Below are 16,598 nucleotides of genomic sequence, written 5' to 3'. Positions count from 1 at the left end.
CGGCGCGCCACTCACTCGATGTGAACCGACGAGCCCTCCTCTCGACGCTCGGCGCGTTCGGTGCGGGCGCGCTCGCCGGCTGTGCGACGCCCGTCGAACAGCCGGACGCACCGACGCCGGCGTTCCGCGGGGCGGTCGCGTGGACGAGGCACGACGATATCGTGTTGACGGCGTCGCCGCGAACCGTACGGCCACCGGCGGCGTTGACGTTCACGGTCGAAGCAACGGGAGAGCGCGAGAGCCGCGTCTGCCGGAACGACTGGCGGTTCGTCCGCGACGCGGGGAGTCGGTGGGAGCCGATGGCGGTCGGCGAGACGCCGGGCTACTGCGCGGAGGCGGACGCTCGACGCGGCGTGTCGTGGCGGGCTGTCGTCGCCGCGGACGGCACGTACGTCTTCGACGGCGACGCCTACCGCTACCGAACGGAACTCGAAGGCGGACGCTACGCGTTCTTCGTCGACGTTTCGACCGGTGAGAAGCCCGTATGGCTCGGACGAACGGTCCGCGTGAGCGGCGGCGCGGAGAAGTAGCGGCGTCGGTTCGTCGAGCGCGTTACTCGAGAGTCGCGGCGACGGCATCGAGCGCGGCGTCGAGGACGTCGTCGCGTTCGCCGCGGAGGAACTCGACGTGGCCGTCGCGGCCGCCTTTCGCGGTGACGCCGGCGTCGGGGGCGTCGTCGGCGACGGCTTCGGCGACGGCGCGAACGTCGAGCGTCTCGTCGCTGCGGAAGCGGAGTTCGTCGCTGTCCCAGCCGACCGTCACGTCGCCCTCGCTGCGGCGGCGGTGGAGAGCGTCGAGGAGGAGGTCGACGGGCGGGAAGTCGTAGCGGTGGGTGAACGCGTCCACGTCGAGCACGGTGATGTCGACGCCGTCGATTTCGAGGTCCTCTAAGTGGGGGTCGGCGGTGTCGACCTCGCGGTCGAGACGCGTGCGGAACTGGCCGGCGACGTGCTCGCGGAGGTCACTATCTGTGTCTTCTTCGTCGCTCCAGAGGAGGTCGGCGATGAGTTCGCGCTTCCCCTGATAGGCGTTGTAGAAGGCTTCGAGGGCGACGGCGTCGCGCATCGCGGCGAGGTCGTCGGTGTCGTAGCCGGCGTCGGCGGCGGCGTCCGCGTAGATGTCGGGGACGTCGCTCCAGAAGGGGACGCCGGGGAGGTGCGCGAGGTCGTCGCGGACGTCGGCGTTGACGAGCGCGCCGAGGTGTGCGCCGATGGTACCGGTCGCGGCGGACTGCTCGCCGTAGACGGTCGGGGAGACGAGGACGTCCGCGGCCTCGACGGCTTCGTCGTCGGCCCAGCCGCCGTCGACGACGACTGCGGGGGCGTCGTAGATGTCGAGGAACTGGAGGCCTTCGACGGATTCGGCGGTGCTGCCGGTGCCGACGAGCACGAAGAGCGGGTGGCGCTCGCCGTGGCGGTCGGCGGCCTCGAGCATGTTCGTCACGTCGTCCGTCGCCGCGGACACGTCGTAGAAGTCCTGGTCGAGCGGGCGGCGGTCGACGAAGTGGTATTCGGCGTCGCTCGCCGCGTGCTCCTCGCGGACGAGGGGGAGCACGGCGTGCTCGACGGCGGTGCCGGCGATGTAGCCGTCCACGTCCGCGGTGTGTCGGATGACGACCGGGCGGTCTTCGACGACCGCGCGGCGAATCGCCGTCGCCGCTGCCACGAGGTCGTCGTGGACGGCCTCGACGTCCTCGTCCTCGACGAGGAGCGAGTCGTCGGTCGGCGCGGCGCGCTCGTTCAGCGCCTCCGTGAGCGCCGTGACGACCGCCTCGCGTTCCTCACTGCCGAGGACTTCGAGCTCTTCGGTCTCCACCTGGAGGTCGCCGCGGCGGCGCTCTACTTCGCCGACGAGGCGAACGACCGCGTCCTCGCCGACCTCGGGGTAGGCGCGCACGCCCGCCTCGACGAACGCCGCGCAGTCGACCGCGCCCGTCTCGTCCGTCAGTTCGAAGACCGTCGGCCCGCTCGTCTGCCGCGCGCTCGTGATTCGACCGCGAATCTCGACGACGTCGCCGATGCGCTCTTCGAGGTCCGCGACGGCGACGCGCTCCGGCTCCTCGTCCTCGGCCGATTCGGACGCCGCCTCCGCGGACTCGGTTCCGGTCTCCGCTTCCGCGGATTCCGCTTCGGACGCAGACTCGGAATCTGCTTCTTCAGATGAGGATTCGACGTCTTCGGACTCCTCGACTGCCGGCTCGGACTCGGATTCAGATTCGGGCTCCGGTTCCGGCTCGGGCTCCGTGGACTCGGACTCGACGTCCGGTTCGGGCTCGACGTCCGGTTCGGGTTCCGGCTCCGGTTCGGGTTCCGGCTCCGATGAGGGTTCGGCGGTCTCTTCGGGGAGTTCGGCGTTCGTCGGCGCGTCGGGGTCGTCGATGAGGAGGCCGCGGAACTCGCGTTCACGCTGGCGGATGCTCCAGGAGAGGTCGACGTTCCCGTTGTCGTGGACGGAGTCGACCTGGACGAAGACGGTGTCGCCGGCGTCCCAGTCGAGGGATTCGAGGCGGCCGGGGACTTCGCTCCGGTGGAGGAGGCCGGTGACGGAGGACGCGAGGTTGACGAAGACGCCGAAGTCGGCGAAGCCGTCGACGGTGCCCTTGTAGTAGCGGCCGTTGGTTAGTTCGTCCGGACTCGAACCGCGGAACTCGAACAGGACGTCTTCTTCGTGGGTGTCACAGATGTGGCCGTCGGCGGACGCGCCACAGATAATACACGTACCCATATACTGGGGAAAAAGCAACCCTCGCCTAAACGAGTGTCGAAAGCCCCGCGCTCGCCGCTACTCGAAGACGGTCGACTCCTCGCGCAGTTCGTCGACGTCAGCCGCCAGTGCCGCCACGTCCTCCGGGAAGAGCGCGACTTCCACTTCGTTGCCCTCGTCGTCTTCGAACGCGAGCTTCACGCGTTTATCGCCGAACTCGCGCGCCTCCACGTCCCCGACGTCGAACAGTTTCACGGAGGCGGATTTGTTCGACGGACCGACGTTCTTCAGCGCGCCGTCCTTCAACTCGACCATGAAGTCGCTGAGCGAGAGCGAGAGCATCACTCGGGGTTCTCGCCGCCGAGAGAAATAGGTAGGCGAAAGGACGCAGTTAGTCCCGGTCGACGACGTGGCAGTCCCGGCATCTCGCCTCGTAGGACTCCTGTGCGCCGACCATGATGGTCGGGTCGTCGACGTGCGCGGGTTCGCCCTCGATGAGGCGTTGATTCCGCGTCGCGGGCTCGCCGCAGACCGTACAGATCGCCTGGAACTTCTCGACGTACTCGGCGAGCGCCATGAGCTCGGGGACGGGCGAGAACGGTTCCGCGCGGAAGGTCTGGTCGGTTCCGGAGACGATGACGCGGCGGCCGTCGGCGGCGAGTCCCTCGCAGACGTCGACGATTTCGGCGGGGAAGAAGTTCGCTTCGTCGATGGCGACGACCTGCTCGCCGTTGAGCGCGTCCGGAATCTCCCGGACTCCTTCGGGGGTGTTGTCGACGACTTTCGCCTGCCACGTGCTGCCCGCGTGCGAACCGAGGGTCTCCTCGCCGTAGCGGTCGTCGATGGCGGGCGTGAAGGCCGCGACCTCCTGTTCGGCGATTTCGGCGCGGCGGAGCCGTCGGAGGAGCTCCTCCGTCTTCCCGGAGAACATACAGCCCGTTATCACCTCCACCCAGCCGCTGTTCGTGATGGCGTGCATGCCACGACGGAGGGCCGCCGGGAATCAAAACCGTTGTCCAATCGACCCGCCGGCCGCGAAACCGAGAGCGTCGAACCGTGACGGGGAACGGCCGAGCCTCGAGCTGTCGCTCAGTAGAGGCGGTCGCTGGCGATTTCCGCGCCTTCGACGAGGGCTTCGAGTTTCGCCCAGGCGAGTTCGGGGGAGACCATGCCGAGGCCGGCCTGCGTGCCGAATCCGCAGTCGGGCGCGGCGACGATGGGGGTGTCGTCGGCGGCGGCGTCGGCGACGCGTTCGATGCGGTCGGCGATGGTTTCGGGGTGGTCGATGATGTTCGTCTTCACGTCGACGACGCCGGGGATGAGCGTCCAGCCGTCGGGGAGCGGGTGTTCGGCGAACGCGCGGTACTCGTGCTGGTGGCGGGGGTTCGCCTGCTCGACGCTCAGTCCCGTGATGTCGGCCTCGTAGATGACGGGGAGCATCTCGGCGAGGTCGACGTCGAGGTGGCCGGGACCCTCGTAGCTCCCCCAGCAGGTGTGGAGGCGCACCTGCTCCGCGGGGACGTTCGAGAGCGCTTCGTTGAGCGCTTCGACGTGGAGTTCCGTGACGCCCTTCACCTTCTCCAGGGGTTCGTCGGCCATCGCGGCGGTCTGCGCGGTCGTCAGGAGCTCCGGCGCGTCAATCTGGAGCGTCAGGCCGGCGTCGGCGATGAGCTCGTACTCCTCTTGCATCGCGTCAGCGGCGTCGAAGAGGTACTCCTCGTAGGAGTCGTAGTGCTCGTTCACGTGCGTCGCCGTGACGACGCTCGGCGACGCCGACGTCATGAACGCTCCCTCGAAGTCCGCGCCGGTGTCGTCGAGCGCGGTCTGGAACTCCGCGATTTCGTCTCGGGCTTCCTCGTGGCCGGTGTACTCGATGCGGTCTTGGACGACGGGCTGGACCGCGAGGTCGATGACGTCCGTGCGGAACGTCTCCGACGCGTACTCCGGGTACTCCTGGAGGTCCGCCCAGAGCTCCTGCTCGCGCGTCCCCTCGATGCCGGAGAGCCGGTTCTTCACGTACCAGTTGAAGGAGACGCGGGACTGCTCGCCGTTGTTCGCGAGGTCGAGACCGACCTCCTCTTGGCGCTCGACGACCGTTCGCGTCGCCTCGCTCGTCGCGCGCTCCCACTCGGCTCGGTCGACCTCCTCGCCCTCTTCTCGCCGCTTCAGGAGGTCGAGGAGTTCGGGCGGTCGCGGCAGACTTCCGATGTGCGTCGTCAGAATCTCGTCGGCGTCCTGTGTCATACCACACCCTACCCACACCGCGGGCATATGACTTACGCTCCTACTCCGACCGAGAGAAATGCCCGATAGTAATCTTCGTTATCTTCGGAGGCGGGCCAGCGTCTCCCCGTCGCGTTCCTCGACGTCGACGAGTCCGTCGTCCTCCAAGTCCGCGAGGAGGCCGAGCAGCCACTCGCGGCCGTGCTCCCCGCCGGGGTTGTAGTCCACGCGAACGCGCGGGCCGAGCGTGTCGAGTGTGAGTTCGCCGTGCTGGTCGAGCGCCCCGACGATGCGGCCGCGCATCTGCCGGCGACTCCCCTCGAAACTCGGCTGCGTCGGCACGTCCGGCGCGGTGAAATCCCCCGTCTCGTAGGCGTGACACCACGCCCGCCACGGACAGTCCGCCTCGTCGCAGCGCGGGGTCTTCCCGCACGCCACCCCGCCGAGCTCCATCACCGCGTTGTTCCACACCCGCGACGCGCCCGCCGGCATCAGCTGTCGCGCCGCCTCCTCGAACGCCGCGTCGTCGTCGGGAACCGCGAACGCCCGGTGCAGTACACGTTTCACGTTCGTGTCCACCACCGCGTCCCCGTTGTTGAACGCGAACGACGCCACCGCGTTCGCCGTGTACGGCCCGACGCCCATCAGCTCCTCCAGCTCCGCGGGCTCTTCCGGGAACGCGCCGCCGTACTCCTCGACGACCTGGGCGGCGGCCTCGTGGAGGTAGCGCGCGCGGTTGTTATACCCGAGGCTGTGACTGGTCCAGAACCCCACCACGTCGCTCCGGTCCGCGGCCGCCAGGTCGTCGACGGTCGGCCACTCCGCGAGGAACTCGTGCCACGCCTCCACGACGCGGTCGAGCTGGGTCTGCTGGCTCATCACCTCCGACACCAGAATCTCGTAGGCGTCCTCCGTCTCCCGCCACGGGAACGACCGGTGGTCCGCCTCGTACCACTCGACGAGCGCCTCCCGGACCGCGTCCACGTCGTCCGGGAACCACCCCGAACCCCCTGTCTCCGCCGACTCCGACATACCTCGGCGTCCGCGCGGCGCGCGCTTAGGGGTGGCGAATCACTACTCCTGCACGCTCCGCGCTCGCCCGCTCGGCGACGCTCCCGGCGAACCCACCCCAAAACTCATACCGCGACAGCCACCCTCCCCGAGTATGCCCACCCGCGATACGACCATCGTCCTCCTCTTCGCGCTCGCCGCCGTCGCCCTCCTCCTCGTCAATCCCGCACTCTGGTTCCTCTCCGCGCTCCTCGTCCTCTTCGCCCTCGGCGCTCGCCTCCTCCTCCGCGGCCTCTCAACCGACCAAACCGACCACGCGCCGCCCGCGAACTGCCCGGACTGCGGCGCACCCAACGACCCCGACGCCACCACCTGCCAGTACTGCGACGCCGCCCTCTAACCCCGCGTTCCACCCGAAACCCCCTTCCCTCGCCCGCGAGAAACCCCGCCGATGACTCTCGACGACCTCACCGACGACGTCCACGACGCCTACGGCGACCTCGACGAACTCGACATCGACCTCGACGAAGAGACCCGCGCCGAACTCGCCATGCTCACCGCCGCCCTCGACCCCGACGACACCACCGAACTCGTCCGCCGCGCCGTCCACCTCCTCTTCGACTCCACCATCCAATCCGGCAAACTCGACTTCCACCTCCGCACCCAGTACGACGTCACCTACGACGAATACCTCTCAGGCATGACCTTCGACGACGTCGCCGGACAGGGAAACCCCGGCCAGCCCGCCGACCGCGACGACCAACGCCGCTATCAGTACTAAAGACCCACTTTTTGCCGAGTGGGGTCGCTTCGCGACCCCACTCGGCAAAAACTTGGGGAAAAAGCACTCCTCCTTCGGTCCTTTCAGTCCCTCAGTCGTCGACCCGAGCGCGACCAACGGGAGCGCTCGGTGAACCGGCGACCTACCGGGTCCTTCGGACCGCTCGGTCGCCGGACGTCAACCCCGTGATTCGATGAATCAGCTATCGCTCGAGCAGTGTGACGTGGGAGAGTCTTAGCGACAAGACATTTACCGTCACTCGACGGACATGTGATGATGCGACGCGTCTCCCGTGACAATTACGTTCGGGCGACCGCCCTCCTCGCTGCGCTCGCGACCGTCGGGCTGTGGCTCCCGTGGGTCACGAAGCTGCCCGCCGGCTACACGCAGGGACAGCCGTACTACACAATGGAGTGGGTGGCCGGGCTTGACGCCGGCTTCCAGGCGATTGACGTCCCCGCGCTCATCATTCTCGTCCTCTTAGTCGTCGTCGTTGCCATCCTCCGGAGCGGTCAGTGGTCGGCTGCCCTCCCACTCCTCGCCGTCGGCGCGCTCTCGACGTGGCTCACGGGGAACCAGCTCCTCGGCTACCGCGGCGTCGAGCGTTACGCCGCCCAACCAGGCCTCTACCTCCTCGTCGCCGCGTCCCTCGGACTCTTCATCGTCGGTGTCGTCGCGGCGTCCGACTGGTTCCGACGCAAGTTCCAATCGACCACCGCCGGCTGAGCCGAACGATAGCGTACCCACGACTACTGAACGGACAAATGCATAGACAACCGATTCAGACGATCTCCTATCGTTCGCGCGACGAGCGGCTCGAAGAGCCCGGTAGTCGCGCGATTCACCGCGAACCAGCGAGCGGGCCGACGAGCGACCACGCGCCGGAAGGCGCACGGGAGCGAGGAGCGCTTTTAGTGCAGGTTTTTATCGAGCGGGTCGCGCAGCGACCCGCTCGATAAAAACGTGCTATAAGACGTCCGCGACGTCTTCGCCGGGGTGGGGGCTGGCTTGCTTGACTGCGGGGTCGTCGAGGGCGTCGAAGAGGACGTTCGCGCCGATTTCGATTTCGCGTTCGGTTGCGTCGAGGGGCGGGAGGAGGCGGAGGGTCTTGTAGCCGCAGCCGAGCGTGAGAAGGCCGCGTTCGAGGCAGGCGTCGACGACGGCTTCGCGGCGGTCCTTGGTGTCGAACTCGACGGCGAACATGAGGCCGCGGCCGCGGACGTCGACGATGTAGTCGGAGTCGTGGTCTTCGACGAGCTCGGTGAGTTGGCGGCCGCGGCGCGCGGCGTTCGCGGGGAGGTCGTATTCAGTAATTGCTTCGAGGGTGGCGACGCCCTGCGCGGACGCGATGATGTCGCCAGCGCCCCACGTGGAGGAGAGTCGGCCTTTCTCCTCGGGGAAGAAGTCTTCATTTGCGACCGTTGCGCCGACGCGGAGGCCTTTCGCGCTCGTGATGACGTCGGGGTCGAGGTCGAGGTGGTCGATCCCCCACATCTTGCCTGTGCGGCCGAGGCCGCTCTGGATCTCGTCGGCGATGACGGCGACGTCGTAGGTGTGCTGGATGTGGTTGATGTCGGCGACGAAGTCCTCGTTGGGGACGCGGTAGCCGCCTTCGCCCTGCTGGGGTTCGAGGATGAGGAACGCGACTTCGTCGGGGTCGACGTTCCCGCGGGTGGGGTGGAGTTTGTCGGCGAGGCGATTACCTCCAGGTCCGTCGGTCTGCCAGCCGCAGGTACAGTCGCCCTCGCACGCGCAGTAGGGGACGCTGATGATGCCGGGGACCTCGGGGAACTTCTTGCGGTGGACGGTCTTCGAGCGGTTGAGGGAGAGCGCGCCGAGGGTGCGGCCGTGGAACCCGCCCTCGAAGGTGACGCCGCGGTGGCCGCCCTGATTGTACGCGATCTTGATGGCGTTCTCGACGGCTTCCGCGCCCGAGTTGGAGAGGAAGACCGTGTCGAGGTCGTAGTGCGCGGTCATGTCGGTCAGGCGGTCCATGAGGTGGCTGGGCCCGGGGAGGTCGGGGTTCTCGGGCGTGCCGCCGTTCGAGACGTAGAAGTCCTGACCGGCGATCTTGAGGGGGTCGCGGAGTTCGAACTCGTCGAGTTTGTCGAGGATCTTCGGGTTGTTGTAGCCGAGGGGCGCGGAGGCGACGTGGCTGGTGAAGTCGAGGAGGGTGTTGCCGTCGACGTCCGTGACCCACGGGCCGATGGCGTCCTCGGTGGTGTCCCAGACGAAGTCGTAGACGTAGGTGGAAGGCGCGGCGTGGCGGCGGTGGTACTCAGCCCACTTGCGGGCGTCGGGACCCGGCATCTCGGTGACATCGGGAGTGGCCGTCTCTCGGTCCATGGGTGTAGTAGCCATACTGATTGTATTAGGATGTTGGTTCGTTCGCGCGGCGTGTCAGAACCCGGTGACGGCCGCGACGGCGGCACCGAGGAGGAGGGTGGCGACGGTCCAGGTGACGGTGCGCCGGGCGAACGCGCGGTTGGACGCGGTCGCGGCGAGCACGGCCTTCACGGCGATGCTGGACGCGGTGGCGAGGAGAATGGCGAACGTCGCGGCGTTCGCGGAGAGCTCGCCGCTGCGGTAGAGGACGACGGCGGACGTCGCCGCGCCGGCGCTGGAGACGAGGCCGGAGAGGAGCGCGGTGGCGTAGAATCCGACGTCCCCGAACGTCGACTGGGCGAGGCCGCCGACGACGACGACGGCGAGGAACATCGCGCCGAAGCCGAGCGCGTTCCGCATGGAGAACGGGCTGTCGAGGTCGATGTCGACGCGCTCGCGCCAGTCCGCGGAGAGTCCGGCGACGGCGACGCTCCCGGCGACGACGGCGAGGAGCGGGAGGACGACGCCGGAGAGCGCGGCGATGGGAACGGTGAAGGCGAGCGCGATGACGAGGTTTCGGAGCGCCATCGCGGCGTTCGCGAGGAGGATGCCGGCGGTGGCGTAGGGCGTGGCGTCCTCGCGCTGGCCGACGTGGTCGATGAGGCTGCCGACGACGGCGGTGGAGGAGGCGAGCCCGCCGAAGAACCCCGTTACGGCGATGCCGCGGCCGCCGTAGGTCTGGACGACGACGTAGTTCGCGATGCCGATGCCGGCGACGGAGACCACCATCAGCCAGACGACGCGGGGTTCGACGGCGAGCGACGCGGGGCCGGGGAGGAGGTCGACCGTGCCGGCGGGGAGGAGGGGGTAGACGACGAACGCGAGGATGGCGAACTCGATGGTGGAGCGGAGTTCCTTCCGGGAGAGCCCCCACGCGAACCCGTGGAGTTCGCGCTTGAACGCGAGGAGGACGCTGGACGTGATGGCGACGACGGTCGCCGGCAGGACGTCGCCGAGGCCGACGAGGACGCCGACGCCGTACGCGACGAGAATCGTGACGGCGGTGGTGAGGTGGAGGCCCTGTGACTCTCGGGTGAGTCCGGAGAACATCAGCGCGGCGGCGAGCACGGTCGTGAACACCGCGCCGGCGACGGTGAGCGCAGGGAGGCAGACGACGCGGGACGGCGCGCACGTCGCGGTGTCGTAGAGCGTGAACACCGCGCCGAGCGTCGAGACGAGCGCGAACGTCCGGATGCCCGCGGCCTTCTGCGACCACTCGCGTTCGAGGCCGAGGAAGAGACCGAGCGCGGCCGCGATGGCGATGCGCACGACCTGCGTGTCCGCCGCGACCGTGGAGGCGTCGACCATCGCTTGCCCCGCCGTACGCGGCAGGGCGTGATGAAGGGTTCGCCGCGACGACCGGCGAACCGAGGACAGACTTTTGCCGGGCGGCGACGACCACCTCGGTATGGAGTCCTCGCAGAGTATCGACCGCGCCCGCGCCGGCTGGTGGGCGATGGGGACCGTGCTCGCCGCCGTCCTCGGATTCATCCTCTATCAGTTCATCGGCACGTTCGTCTTCGGCATCTTCCTCTACTACGCCACCCGTCCGGTCTACAAGCGCGTGCGCCGCCGCGTCCGCTCGCGGAGCCTCGCCGCCGCCATCAGCGTGCTCGCGCTCGCGCTCCCCGCGCTCTTCCTCCTCGCGTACACGCTCGCCATCGCCCTCCAGGAGTTCAGCAAGTTCGTCGCGACGCAGGGAATCGACGTCGGTCGCCTCGAAGCCTATCTCTCCCCGTACGTCGACGTCTCCGGCATCGTCCAAGACCCCCAGTCCCTCCTCTCCCAGCCCGACTCCATCGACGCTATCCTCGGGCTGTTCGCCGGTCTGAACCAGTACCTCGGGTTCCTCGGGAGCGTCGCGCTCCACGCGTTCATCATGGTCACCATCGCGTTCTACCTCCTGCGCGACGACCACCGCCTCAGCTCGTGGTTCCTCCGCCGGTTCGCCGACGGCGACGGCATCGTCGAAGTCTACGGCCGCCGCGTCGACCACGACTTCTCCAACATCTTCTTCGGGAACATTTTGAACGCCGTCATCACCGGCATCATCGGCTCCATCGCGTACAGCCTCCTCGACTTCGTCGCGCCGTTCGGCCTGAACATCCCCTACCCCGCGCTCATGGGCGTCCTCACCGGCATCGCGAGCCTGATTCCCGTCGTCGGGATGAAGCTCGTCTACGTCCCCATCACGGGCTGGCTCGGCTTCCGCGTCTTCGAACTCGGCGGCACCGACCTCGTCTGGTTCCCCTTCCTCTTCGTCCTCGTCTCCTTCGTCGTCGTCGACGTCTTCCCCGACCTCGTCCTCCGGCCGTACGTCTCCGGGCGCGGCATCCACCTCGGGATGATCATGCTCGCGTACATCTTCGGGCCGCTCCTCTTCGGCTGGTACGGCATCTTCCTCGGCCCGATGCTCCTCGTGCTCGTCGTCCACTTCGTCAACCTCGTCCTCCCCGAGCTCGTCTCCGGCCAGCCCATCGAGCCGGAAGAGCTCGGCGACGTCATCACGACCGCCGGCGAACACCCGGCGGACGCCGAAGTCCTCGACCGCCTCGAAACCGAAGTCGATGCAGAATCGGCTGGCGGCGACGACGCCGCGCCCACGGATGTCGCGTCCGCGGACTCCGAACGCGACGCGGGAGCCGGGGACGGGGCGAACGCGGACTCGGATGCGGCGAGCGGGGGCGGGGAGGACAGCGAGTCGGACGCGGCGGGCGGAGGGAGTGGGAGTACGAGCGGGTCGCCGAGCGGCGAGTAGCTACTCGAGCGCCGTGCCGTCCCGCGGGCAGTAGTCGTAGTCGGGCGAGCGCGTCTCGAACCCGCAGGCGGGACACGTCCGCGTCTTGGGCTCCGAGTCGTCGCCGGAGCCGCCGCGGAGGAGGAAGGGAACGAACGGAAGAAAGACGAACGCGAACAGCGTGTCGAAGTAGTAGTAGAGGGCGGCGCTGAGCGCGAGGCTGAGCGCGAGCCCGACGAGCGCCGTCGTCCAGCGACTCCACGCCATACTCACTGGTGTGCGGCGGCGGGCTTACCGGTGGCGGTCGAGCCGCGGGGGTTTATCACTCCCGCGCGGTGAGCGTCGGTGAATGGCGTCCCCGCCCGTCGACCCGGACGACATCACCCCGGCCGCGTGGCGACTGCTCCGCGTCGCCGCCGGCTACGAGCAGCGCGCGGTCGAACGCGAACTCGACGGCGTCATGCAGGCGCACGTCTCGATGCTGGAGTCCGGAAGCCGCGCGCTCAGCCGCGAGCGCCGCGAACGCCTGCTCGTGCTCTACGCCGCGGAACTCACCGCCGAGCAGGTCGTGGTGCTCGCCGAACACTTCTAGTGGGAATCAGTGATTATTAATTATCGACCGGGCAACGGCTACGTGTATCAATGATACGGCCCGACGTCTCGACGCAACGCGGCCGACTCGTCGTCGTCGCGTTCGCGGTACTCGCAACGCTCGCCGTCGCGCTCGCACCGACTCCCAGCGGGCTCTCGCTCGCCGGGAAGTACGCGGTCGCGACGATGGTGTTCGCCGCCGTCTGCTGGGTGACGGGCGCGCTCCCGCTCGCCGTCACCGCGCTCAGCATCCCCGTGCTCCTCACCGCCTTCGGCGTCTACGGCGACATCGACGCGGCGCTCGCGCCGTTCGCCGACCACCTCATCTTCCTCTTCATCGCCGGGTTCATGCTGGCGAACGCGCTCCAGAAGTACGACATCGACCGGCGCGTCGCCCTCTGGCTCATGGCGACCATGGGCTCCTCGCCCCGGAAGCTCGTCGCCGCCGTGATGATCGCGACGGCCTTCTTCTCGATGTGGGTGTCGAACACCGCCACGTCGGCGATGATGGCCCCCATCGCCGTCGGCGTCCTCACCCAGGTCATCGGCCGCGACGACCTCAAAGAGCAGGGCGACGACGGCGAGTTCACGAACCTCCAGGTGTCGATGCTCCTCGGGACCGCGTACGCCGCCTCCGTGGGTGGCGTCGGCACGCTCATCGGCACGCCCCCGAACGCCATCGTCGCCGGCCAGCTCGAACAGCTCCTCAACTACGAGATCACGTTCTTCGACTGGCTCCTCATCGGCCTCCCAATCGTCGTCGTCACGCTCCCCATCGTCTGGTTCGTCCTCACGTACGTCCTCTTCCCGCCCGAAGTCGACGACGTGAGTGACGCCCGCGCCCGCGCCGAGGAGTTCCTCCGCGAGGAAGGCGACCTCTCCCGCGACGGGACGGTCGTCGCCGGCATCTTCGCGACGACCGCGCTCCTCTGGGTCGTCGGCGGCCTCGGCGACTTCGTCCAACCCTACCTCTCTCCCGTCACGTACACGACGATCTTCGGCGGGTCCGGCGAGACGCTCCTCGGCACGACGAGCGGCCACCAGGGCCTCCTCTACTACGTCATGGTCGGCCTCTACGCGATTCCCGCGCTCGTCCTCTTCGACACGATGGAGTGGGAGGAACTGGAGGACATCGACTGGGGGACCATCCTCCTCTTCGGCGGCGGCCTCTCGCTCGCCAGCGGCTTCGCGGAGACCGGCGCGACGAAGTGGATCGCCGAGACGGTGTTCAACGCCCTCACCGGCGCGCCCATCGTCCTCATCGTCGCCGTCGTCGTCCTCCTCATCATCTTCCTCACCGAGATGACGTCGAACACCGCGACCGCGACCATCATCGTCCCCGTCCTCATCAGCCTCGGCGGCGTCCTCGCCGCCACCCTCGGCCTCGCCGACTACGCCGCCGCCATCTTCCTCGCCGTCTCCGGTGCCGTCGCCGCCTCCTTCGCGTTCGCCCTCCCCGTCGCCACCCCGCCGAACGCCATCGTCTTCGGCAGCGGCTACCTCGAACAGAAACACATGATGCGCGCCGGCGTCGTCCTCAACCTCGTCATGACCGCCGTCCTCACCCTCCTCATCTACGCCCTCTTCCTCTTCGTCTGGCCGACCCTCCTCTGGTAACCCCAGCCTCCTTCTCCGTCGGCCACAGCCGTCGACGGCAGTTCCCGTCGCCGACTACCAAGAGCCGTGAGCGAACTCGCGGGCAGTCAGCGGTCGCTCACGTCGGCTTCCCACTCGCGGCGCGCTTCGATCTCCTCGACGCCGGCGTCGGTGAGCGAGTAGGCGTTGGAGCGGGCGTCGCGCGTGGACTTATCGATGAGACCGGCGTCGGCGAGCGTGTCGAGGTTCGGGTAGAGGTGGCCGTGCTGAACGGCCGAGTCGTAGTACGCCTCGAGGGCCTCTTGGACGGCCATGCCGTGGGGGTCACCGAGGCCGGCGACGACGAAGAGGATGTCGCGTTGGAATCCCGTCAGCTCGTGCATTCGAAGTCGTCTCTTCGTTTCGGACGGATGACTATAAGCGTATCTCGGTCGCCCACGGGGCGAGAACGCTGTGGCTGGGACGTGTGAAGAGTGGGGGTGCCCGGCCGAAACGGCCGGGCACGAAGTGGACCCGACCCCCGGAAAAGTGGGGGTCGGGGCCGCCCTGAATTGTCCCCGCTGACGCTTCGGCCCTCCAAGCGAAGCGTCACCTGATACAAACGCGGACAGGAGTATAAGTCTGTCGTCGGTGGTTCTCTCTGCCGGGTTCGGGCCGAATCAGATGTGTTCTTCCTCGAGCACCCAGCCGAGCGCGCGCTTGTAGTAAGTGAACATCTCCTTGACGCCGGCGTGCGTCATCTCCTCGGACTCCAGTTGCTCTTCGAGGAACTCGTACTGCTCGCGGATCTCATCCTCGTCACGCATACTCGTAGTTCGTCGTCGCCCCGCAAAAGCATGGGGTACTTCGGTATCCGCTCGCGTTTACTTGCGGTCGAGGCGCTGGAGGCCGTGCCAGATGGCGTTCACAACCCGCTCTTCACCGTCGGCCCCGCCGCCTGTCGACCCGGCGAGTCCGTCCCCGCTCGCGTCGTCCCAGCCGCGCGCGATGGCGTCTTCGAGGACGTCGAGCGAGTGGTTCTCGAAGTTGTTCATCCCGCGAAACGCCTCCAGCGCGTCGCGTTCCGCCTCGCCGAACTCACCGGACGGCGTACCGTCGTAGAACCCGAGGTCCGCGAGCGTCTCCAGCACCGCCTCCGCGGTCTCGCCGGCGAGCTCGCGGGTCTCCTCTGGCTCCTCGCGGGCGAGGAGCGTGATGTCGTAGATGCGGAAGACGCGTTCGAGTTCCTCGATGGGGCGGTCGTGGTCGTCGACGCGGACGTCCACCCAGCGGTCGTTCCGGCCGTCGTAGCCGCCCTCGGGCTTCGCGACGTAGAGCGCCGCGCCCTGCTCGCCGCGGGAGTCCCCGCCCGCGTCGTTCCCCGCGTGGAGCGCCGCGAGCAGCTTCTCCGGCAGCCCGCCCTCGGTCTCCTCGAACGCGTCCGCCATCGCGTCCACGGTCTCCCGGTTCTCCAGAATGTTCCCCTGCACAGTGTAGTTCTCGCCCTGTCGGTCGCCCGCGTGCTCGAAGCAGTCGTCGCCCGTGAACGCCGCGACCGAGCCGTCCTGCCCGACGACGCCGACCTGCCGGTCCGCGGCGTCGTCGTCCGCCGCCGTGAGCCGGTCGATGGTCTCCTCCGCGGTGAGCCCCTCGCGGAGGTAGTCGAGCCCGTCGGGCCCGTAGGCGACGTTCGCGAAGGACTGCGTCGCCACCGCCCCCGCGTCCGCCGACGCGAACGGAACCACGCTGCCCACGCTCACGAACTTCGACTGGACCGCCACTCCGACCGCCTCCGTTTCCGGGTCGCGCGCCACTATCGAGAACGTCATACTCGAAGGCTACGCGGCCGCTCGGTTAAGCCTACGCCTCCCGGTACGCTACGTCACCCAGTCCTCGCGCTCGTGACTGGTGCCGCAGGTGCCGTCGACGTCAACACGTAAACGATGGAGCCTACGCGTCGTCCTCCCCGCCGTCTTTCGCGGCGGTGAGCGGTTGTTTCGACGCGAGCGAGCAGTCGAAGCGGGGGTGCTCGGCGAAGTGCCAGACGAGCATGTGCCGTCGGCTCCCCGTCACGCCCGCCGCGTCGAGGTCGTCCGCCGTGAACGAATCGGGGAGGCGGTCGTAGAGCCGGCAGAGCGCATCGACGGAGTCGAAGACCTTCCGGTGGCCCGCCGAACTCGCGTTCCGCCGCTCGACGACGTAACCCCCGTCCTCCCGATGCTCGCAGGCCGTGTGCAGGAACTCCTCGCGCTCCGTCAGCGCGTCCTCGAGCTCCCCGCACAACGCGGCGGCGTCGCTCCGAGACACTTCGTGCACGTGACCGTCGACTTCGAGCAGAACAGTACCTCGCGCCGGGTCGCCAGTCGCAGAGAGTGGGCTATCGGACGGCGATTTCCCGGCCAGCCGCCTCGCGGCGACTTACTCTATCCTCGTGGGTCGAGAGAGAGCTCGACATACCCGTGTGGTACCGCGCCCCGCACTTAAGCGTCCCGGTCAGACAGGCGTATTTGCCACTCCTCCCACGGGAAGGCGGTCGTCGACGTCCGCTCCCGACGCGGACCCGAGGGCTTTCCCGGCGAGCGCTCGTCGTGT

At 68.2% G+C, this 16,598-nt stretch carries 19 protein-coding genes; 7 read left to right on the top strand and 12 right to left on the bottom strand.

All coding sequences use genetic code 11. The annotated features are described in order from the left end of the window. Window positions 1-20: 20 nt before the first annotated feature. Window positions 21-530, top strand: coding sequence for a hypothetical protein (locus IEY26_RS04655; protein WP_188976305.1), 510 nt, complete (start codon window positions 21-23; stop codon window positions 528-530). A gap of 22 nt (window positions 531-552) precedes the next feature. Here IEY26_RS04655 and IEY26_RS04650 read toward each other — a convergent pair whose 3' ends face one another. From IEY26_RS04650 to IEY26_RS04630, 5 genes are all read right to left on the bottom strand, one after another. After that, window positions 553-2,724, bottom strand: coding sequence for an OB-fold nucleic acid binding domain-containing protein (locus IEY26_RS04650; protein WP_188976303.1), 2,172 nt, complete (start codon window positions 2,722-2,724; stop codon window positions 553-555). Window positions 2,725-2,781: 57 nt separating this feature from the next. Continuing rightward, window positions 2,782-3,045: a hypothetical protein gene (locus IEY26_RS04645; protein WP_188976301.1), complete on the bottom strand. Its 264-nt coding sequence runs from the start codon at window positions 3,043-3,045 to the stop codon at window positions 2,782-2,784. A 49-nt stretch (window positions 3,046-3,094) separates the two neighbouring features. After that, window positions 3,095-3,682, bottom strand: coding sequence for a thymidine kinase (locus IEY26_RS04640; protein ID WP_188976299.1), 588 nt, complete (start codon window positions 3,680-3,682; stop codon window positions 3,095-3,097). 110 nt (window positions 3,683-3,792) lie between these two features. Beyond that, window positions 3,793-4,947, bottom strand: coding sequence for a cobalamin-independent methionine synthase II family protein (locus tag IEY26_RS04635; protein WP_188976297.1), 1,155 nt, complete (start codon window positions 4,945-4,947; stop codon window positions 3,793-3,795). Window positions 4,948-5,025: 78 nt separating this feature from the next. Then, window positions 5,026-5,958, bottom strand: coding sequence for an A/G-specific adenine glycosylase (locus IEY26_RS04630; protein WP_188976295.1), 933 nt, complete (start codon window positions 5,956-5,958; stop codon window positions 5,026-5,028). 133 nt (window positions 5,959-6,091) lie between these two features. On the opposite strand from IEY26_RS04630, the gene IEY26_RS04625 reads away from it, so the two are divergent. The 3 genes from IEY26_RS04625 (at window position 6,092) to IEY26_RS04615 (ending at window position 7,444) form a co-directional block, all read left to right on the top strand. Further along, window positions 6,092-6,337, top strand: a complete 246-nt coding sequence (locus tag IEY26_RS04625) for a hypothetical protein (protein WP_188977148.1) — start codon at window positions 6,092-6,094, stop codon at window positions 6,335-6,337. A gap of 51 nt (window positions 6,338-6,388) precedes the next feature. Continuing rightward, window positions 6,389-6,718 carry a hypothetical protein gene (locus IEY26_RS04620; RefSeq protein WP_188976293.1) on the top strand — a complete coding sequence of 110 codons (330 nt, stop codon included), beginning with the start codon at window positions 6,389-6,391 and terminating at the stop codon, window positions 6,716-6,718. 276 nt (window positions 6,719-6,994) lie between these two features. Beyond that, window positions 6,995-7,444, top strand: coding sequence for a hypothetical protein (locus IEY26_RS04615; RefSeq protein ID WP_188976290.1), 450 nt, complete (start codon window positions 6,995-6,997; stop codon window positions 7,442-7,444). A 240-nt stretch (window positions 7,445-7,684) separates the two neighbouring features. Here the strand turns inward: IEY26_RS04615 and IEY26_RS04610 are convergent, their stop codons facing one another. Both IEY26_RS04610 and IEY26_RS04605 read right to left on the bottom strand, forming a co-directional pair. Next, the gene (locus IEY26_RS04610; protein ID WP_188976289.1) at window positions 7,685-9,064 is read right to left on the bottom strand and encodes an aminotransferase class III-fold pyridoxal phosphate-dependent enzyme; all 1,380 of its coding nucleotides are present in this window, start codon (window positions 9,062-9,064) and stop codon (window positions 7,685-7,687) included. 54 nt (window positions 9,065-9,118) lie between these two features. Continuing rightward, complete coding sequence (locus IEY26_RS04605; protein WP_188976287.1) at window positions 9,119-10,411, bottom strand: MgtC/SapB family protein; 1,293 nt, start codon at window positions 10,409-10,411, stop codon at window positions 9,119-9,121. Between the two features lie 100 nt (window positions 10,412-10,511). Here IEY26_RS04605 and IEY26_RS04600 point away from each other — a divergent pair, with 100 nt between their 5' ends. Next, window positions 10,512-11,861, top strand: coding sequence for an AI-2E family transporter (locus IEY26_RS04600; RefSeq protein ID WP_188976285.1), 1,350 nt, complete (start codon window positions 10,512-10,514; stop codon window positions 11,859-11,861). Here the strand turns inward: IEY26_RS04600 and IEY26_RS04595 are convergent, their stop codons facing one another. Continuing rightward, window positions 11,862-12,107, bottom strand: a complete 246-nt coding sequence (locus IEY26_RS04595; protein WP_188976283.1) for a hypothetical protein — start codon at window positions 12,105-12,107, stop codon at window positions 11,862-11,864. Between the two features lie 82 nt (window positions 12,108-12,189). Here IEY26_RS04595 and IEY26_RS04590 point away from each other — a divergent pair, with 82 nt between their 5' ends. Both IEY26_RS04590 and IEY26_RS04585 read left to right on the top strand, forming a co-directional pair. Next, window positions 12,190-12,432 carry an SAM-dependent methyltransferase gene (locus IEY26_RS04590; protein WP_188976281.1) on the top strand — a complete coding sequence of 81 codons (243 nt, stop codon included), beginning with the start codon at window positions 12,190-12,192 and terminating at the stop codon, window positions 12,430-12,432. A gap of 50 nt (window positions 12,433-12,482) precedes the next feature. Continuing rightward, window positions 12,483-14,048 (top strand): SLC13 family permease, encoded by a 1,566-nt coding sequence (locus IEY26_RS04585; RefSeq protein ID WP_188976279.1) that lies wholly within the window; start codon window positions 12,483-12,485, stop codon window positions 14,046-14,048. An 86-nt stretch (window positions 14,049-14,134) separates the two neighbouring features. Here the strand turns inward: IEY26_RS04585 and IEY26_RS04580 are convergent, their stop codons facing one another. The 4 genes from IEY26_RS04580 to IEY26_RS04565 all read right to left on the bottom strand — a co-directional run bounded on the left by IEY26_RS04580 (window position 14,135) and on the right by IEY26_RS04565 (window position 16,322). Continuing rightward, complete coding sequence (locus IEY26_RS04580) at window positions 14,135-14,410, bottom strand: PadR family transcriptional regulator (RefSeq protein ID WP_188976277.1); 276 nt, start codon at window positions 14,408-14,410, stop codon at window positions 14,135-14,137. A gap of 276 nt (window positions 14,411-14,686) precedes the next feature. Beyond that, window positions 14,687-14,833: a hypothetical protein gene (locus IEY26_RS04575; RefSeq protein WP_188976275.1), complete on the bottom strand. Its 147-nt coding sequence runs from the start codon at window positions 14,831-14,833 to the stop codon at window positions 14,687-14,689. A 57-nt stretch (window positions 14,834-14,890) separates the two neighbouring features. Then, complete coding sequence (locus IEY26_RS04570; RefSeq protein ID WP_188976273.1) at window positions 14,891-15,835, bottom strand: DUF1028 domain-containing protein; 945 nt, start codon at window positions 15,833-15,835, stop codon at window positions 14,891-14,893. Between the two features lie 121 nt (window positions 15,836-15,956). Beyond that, window positions 15,957-16,322 carry a DUF7528 family protein gene (locus IEY26_RS04565; protein WP_229773929.1) on the bottom strand — a complete coding sequence of 122 codons (366 nt, stop codon included), beginning with the start codon at window positions 16,320-16,322 and terminating at the stop codon, window positions 15,957-15,959. Between the last annotated feature and the right edge of the window lie 276 nt (window positions 16,323-16,598).

Source organism: Halocalculus aciditolerans, assembly GCF_014647475.1.
Classification (GTDB): Archaea; Halobacteriota; Halobacteria; order Halobacteriales; family Halobacteriaceae; genus Halocalculus; species Halocalculus aciditolerans.
The sequence above is the reverse complement of the archived record's forward strand: the minus strand, read 5'-3'. Positions and strand labels throughout refer to the sequence as shown.

What these genes read in the sequence shown, in the direction of transcription:
- IEY26_RS04590 (WP_188976281.1), top strand. Translation starts at nt 12,190, where the DNA reads ATGGCGTCCCCGCCCGTCGACCCGGACGACATCACCCCGGCCGCGTGG.
- IEY26_RS04635 (WP_188976297.1), bottom strand. Translation starts at nt 4,947, where the DNA reads ATGACACAGGACGCCGACGAGATTCTGACGACGCACATCGGAAGTCTG.
- IEY26_RS04645 (WP_188976301.1), bottom strand. Translation starts at nt 3,045, where the DNA reads ATGCTCTCGCTCTCGCTCAGCGACTTCATGGTCGAGTTGAAGGACGGC.
- IEY26_RS04580 (WP_188976277.1), bottom strand. Translation starts at nt 14,410, where the DNA reads ATGCACGAGCTGACGGGATTCCAACGCGACATCCTCTTCGTCGTCGCC.
- IEY26_RS04615 (WP_188976290.1), top strand. Translation starts at nt 6,995, where the DNA reads ATGCGACGCGTCTCCCGTGACAATTACGTTCGGGCGACCGCCCTCCTC.
- IEY26_RS04595 (WP_188976283.1), bottom strand. Translation starts at nt 12,107, where the DNA reads ATGGCGTGGAGTCGCTGGACGACGGCGCTCGTCGGGCTCGCGCTCAGC.
- IEY26_RS04605 (WP_188976287.1), bottom strand. Translation starts at nt 10,411, where the DNA reads ATGGTCGACGCCTCCACGGTCGCGGCGGACACGCAGGTCGTGCGCATC.
- IEY26_RS04575 (WP_188976275.1), bottom strand. Translation starts at nt 14,833, where the DNA reads ATGCGTGACGAGGATGAGATCCGCGAGCAGTACGAGTTCCTCGAAGAG.
- IEY26_RS04610 (WP_188976289.1), bottom strand. Translation starts at nt 9,064, where the DNA reads ATGGACCGAGAGACGGCCACTCCCGATGTCACCGAGATGCCGGGTCCC.
- IEY26_RS04585 (WP_188976279.1), top strand. Translation starts at nt 12,483, where the DNA reads ATGATACGGCCCGACGTCTCGACGCAACGCGGCCGACTCGTCGTCGTC.
- IEY26_RS04600 (WP_188976285.1), top strand. Translation starts at nt 10,512, where the DNA reads ATGGAGTCCTCGCAGAGTATCGACCGCGCCCGCGCCGGCTGGTGGGCG.
- IEY26_RS04570 (WP_188976273.1), bottom strand. Translation starts at nt 15,835, where the DNA reads ATGACGTTCTCGATAGTGGCGCGCGACCCGGAAACGGAGGCGGTCGGA.
- IEY26_RS04620 (WP_188976293.1), top strand. Translation starts at nt 6,389, where the DNA reads ATGACTCTCGACGACCTCACCGACGACGTCCACGACGCCTACGGCGAC.
- IEY26_RS04625 (WP_188977148.1), top strand. Translation starts at nt 6,092, where the DNA reads ATGCCCACCCGCGATACGACCATCGTCCTCCTCTTCGCGCTCGCCGCC.
- IEY26_RS04640 (WP_188976299.1), bottom strand. Translation starts at nt 3,682, where the DNA reads ATGCACGCCATCACGAACAGCGGCTGGGTGGAGGTGATAACGGGCTGT.
- IEY26_RS04650 (WP_188976303.1), bottom strand. Translation starts at nt 2,724, where the DNA reads ATGGGTACGTGTATTATCTGTGGCGCGTCCGCCGACGGCCACATCTGT.
- IEY26_RS04630 (WP_188976295.1), bottom strand. Translation starts at nt 5,958, where the DNA reads ATGTCGGAGTCGGCGGAGACAGGGGGTTCGGGGTGGTTCCCGGACGAC.